Annotated in this window: 2 protein-coding genes; one reads left to right on the top strand and one right to left on the bottom strand. The window is 68.5% G+C overall.

Going from position 1 to position 2421, the window contains the following annotated elements; translation table 11 throughout:
- Window positions 1–250: 250 nt before the first annotated feature.
- Entirely contained in the window at window positions 251–1588 is a 1338-nt protein-coding gene (locus J5X86_RS50085) for an NADH-quinone oxidoreductase subunit D (protein ID WP_161561897.1), read from the bottom strand.
- Between the two features lie 286 nt (window positions 1589–1874).
- On the opposite strand from J5X86_RS50085, the gene J5X86_RS50090 reads away from it, so the two are divergent.
- Window positions 1875–2198: a hypothetical protein gene (locus J5X86_RS50090; protein WP_208523219.1), complete on the top strand. Its 324-nt coding sequence runs from the start codon at window positions 1875–1877 to the stop codon at window positions 2196–2198.
- Window positions 2199–2421: the final 223 nt, after the last annotated feature.

The following is a 2421-nucleotide window of genomic DNA, read 5'->3' on the forward strand; positions in this document are numbered from 1 at the left end:
CTCCTGACAGCAACACCGGTTTCCCGTTCCGTTCCCCGGGCCCCGGCCCCAGACAGGACAAAAGCCCGCCCCTTCGATCTGAAGGCTACTGGCGGGTTACTTGTCACCTGGTTCGCCGCTCGTTAAAGGCACCCCGAAGGGGCCGAGGGCCACAGGTCCGGTGATGCCGGTCGGGTGCCCAAGGGTCGCCGCAGCCGTCGCCGGAGTCGGGGAACGGGCGGACGAGTCAACCACGGTCACGCGATGGCTCTCACCGGTCCACGCCTCCCATCACCGGGTCGATGCCGGCCACGGCGACGATGACGTCCGCGACCTGCCCGCCCTCGCACATCGCGGCCATCGTCTGCAGGTTGGTGAAGCTCGGGTCGCGGAAGTGCACCCGGTAGGGGCGCGTGCCGCCGTCGGAGACTACGTGCACGCCCAGCTCGCCCCTGGGGGACTCGACCGCCGTGTAGGTCTGCCCCGGCGGGACGTGGAAGCCCTCCGTCACCAGCTTGAAGTGGTAGATCAGCGCCTCCATGGACTCGCCCATGATCTTGCGAATGTGGTCCAGCGAGTTGCCGAGCCCGTCCGCGCCGAGCGCCAGCTGGGCCGGCCACGCGATCTTCTTGTCCGCGACCATTACCTCGCCGCCGCCGCCCGTGAGCTGTTCCAGGCACTGCTCGACGATCCGCAGCGACTGCTCCATCTCGTGCAGCCGGATCAGGAACCGCCCGTAGGAGTCGCAGGTGTCGGCGGTCTCGACCTCGAAGTCGTAGCCCTCGTAGCCACAGTACGGCTGCGACTTGCGCAGGTCGTGCGGCAGGCCGGTGGCCCGCAGGATCGGGCCGGTCGCGCCCAGCGCCATGCAGCCCGCCAGGTTCAGATAGCCGACGTCCATCAGCCGGGCCTTGAAGACCGGGTTGTTGGTGGCGAGCTTGTCGTACTCGGGCAGCCGCGAGCGCAGCAGCCTCACGCCCTCACGGATATCGTCCAGCGCGCCGGGCGGCAGGTCCTGCGCCAGCCCGCCGGGCCGCACGTAGCCGTGGTTCATGCGCAGGCCGGTGACCAGCTCGAAGATGTCGAGGATGACCTCGCGGTCACGGAAGCCGTAGACCATCAGCGTGGTGGAGCCGATCTCCATCCCGCCTGCGGCCACGGCGACCAGATGGGAGGAGATCCGGTTGAGCTCCATCATCATCACGCGGATGACGCTCGCCCGCTCCGGGATGTGGTCGGTGATGCCCAGCAGCTTCTCCACCGCCAGGCAGTAGGCCGTCTCGTTGAACAGCGGCATCAGGTAGTCCATGCGGGTCACGAACGTCGTGCCCTGGACCCAGTTGCGGAACTCCATGTTCTTCTCGATGCCGGTGTGCAGGTAGCCGATGCCGCAGCGGGCCTCCTTCACCGTCTCGCCGTCGATCTCCAGGATCAGCCGCAGCACACCGTGCGTGGACGGGTGCTGCGGACCCATGTTGACGATGATCCGCTCGTCGTCCGCCTTCTCCGCCGCGGAGAAGATCTCGTCCCAGTCGCCGCCGGTGATCGTGTAGGTGTGACCCTCGGTGGTGTCGCGGGCGCCTGCCGGTTCATGCTCGGGGCTGCTCATCGGCTGTAGAACCTCCGGTGTGGTCGCCGATCGCGTCCGCGTGTGCGGGCTGCGCGCGACCAGACACATCATCCAGGATTGCGCATCTTCGGCAGGAATGCCCACCCGTCCTGGACCTGGCCCACAACGCCGCCCCCGGCACCCTGTACGCGATCTTCCAGATCCTCACCGCGCTGCTGCTGCTCTCGGCCGCGTCCTCCTCCTTCCAGGTCGGGCCCGGCCTGCTGAAAGCACTGGCCCGCCACCACGGCCATGGCGGCACCGATGCCGGAATCCTGCCCGCCGTGTGGGGACGTACCAACTGCACCACGCCCCGTACTGGGGCGTGCTGCTCTTCCTGGCCGTCTCCGCGGTCGTGATCATCGCGGCCGGCGGTGACGACCAGCGGCTGGTCCTGTTGCGCGAACGCCGCTTCGGACACGCGGCGGTCAACCTCGTGGGCGCGGTCGCCGTCGCCTTCGTGCTGGTGGTCAACCTCTCCCGGGGCGAGCCGATCGCCTCCCTGGTCGCCGCGGTCGCGATCGCCGCGGTCCTGCACCGGATGTGGGTCAAGGCCGGACGCCCGCGCGGCATCCGCGACGTCACGGCCGAGGCCGAAGCCGGCCACTGAGCCCGCCCGGTCGCGTCAGGTCAGGGGATTCGGAGCGAATACCGAGCCGCACATGACGGGGTGCAGCATCGGGCCTTGGCGCCACTCCTCCGCCTGTCCCACACGCACGGCGCGTTCACGATCGAAGCAATCCACTGACACTTCCTGGCAGTACCACTGACGTTCTCGTGGCAGACGACATCGGCTACCGTCACTTGCGCTGCTTCAACGCCGACGTCGCTGC

It is taken from the genome of Streptomyces sp. NEAU-YJ-81 (assembly GCF_017592595.1).
Classification (GTDB): Bacteria; Actinomycetota; Actinomycetes; order Streptomycetales; family Streptomycetaceae; genus Streptomyces; species Streptomyces hygroscopicus_B.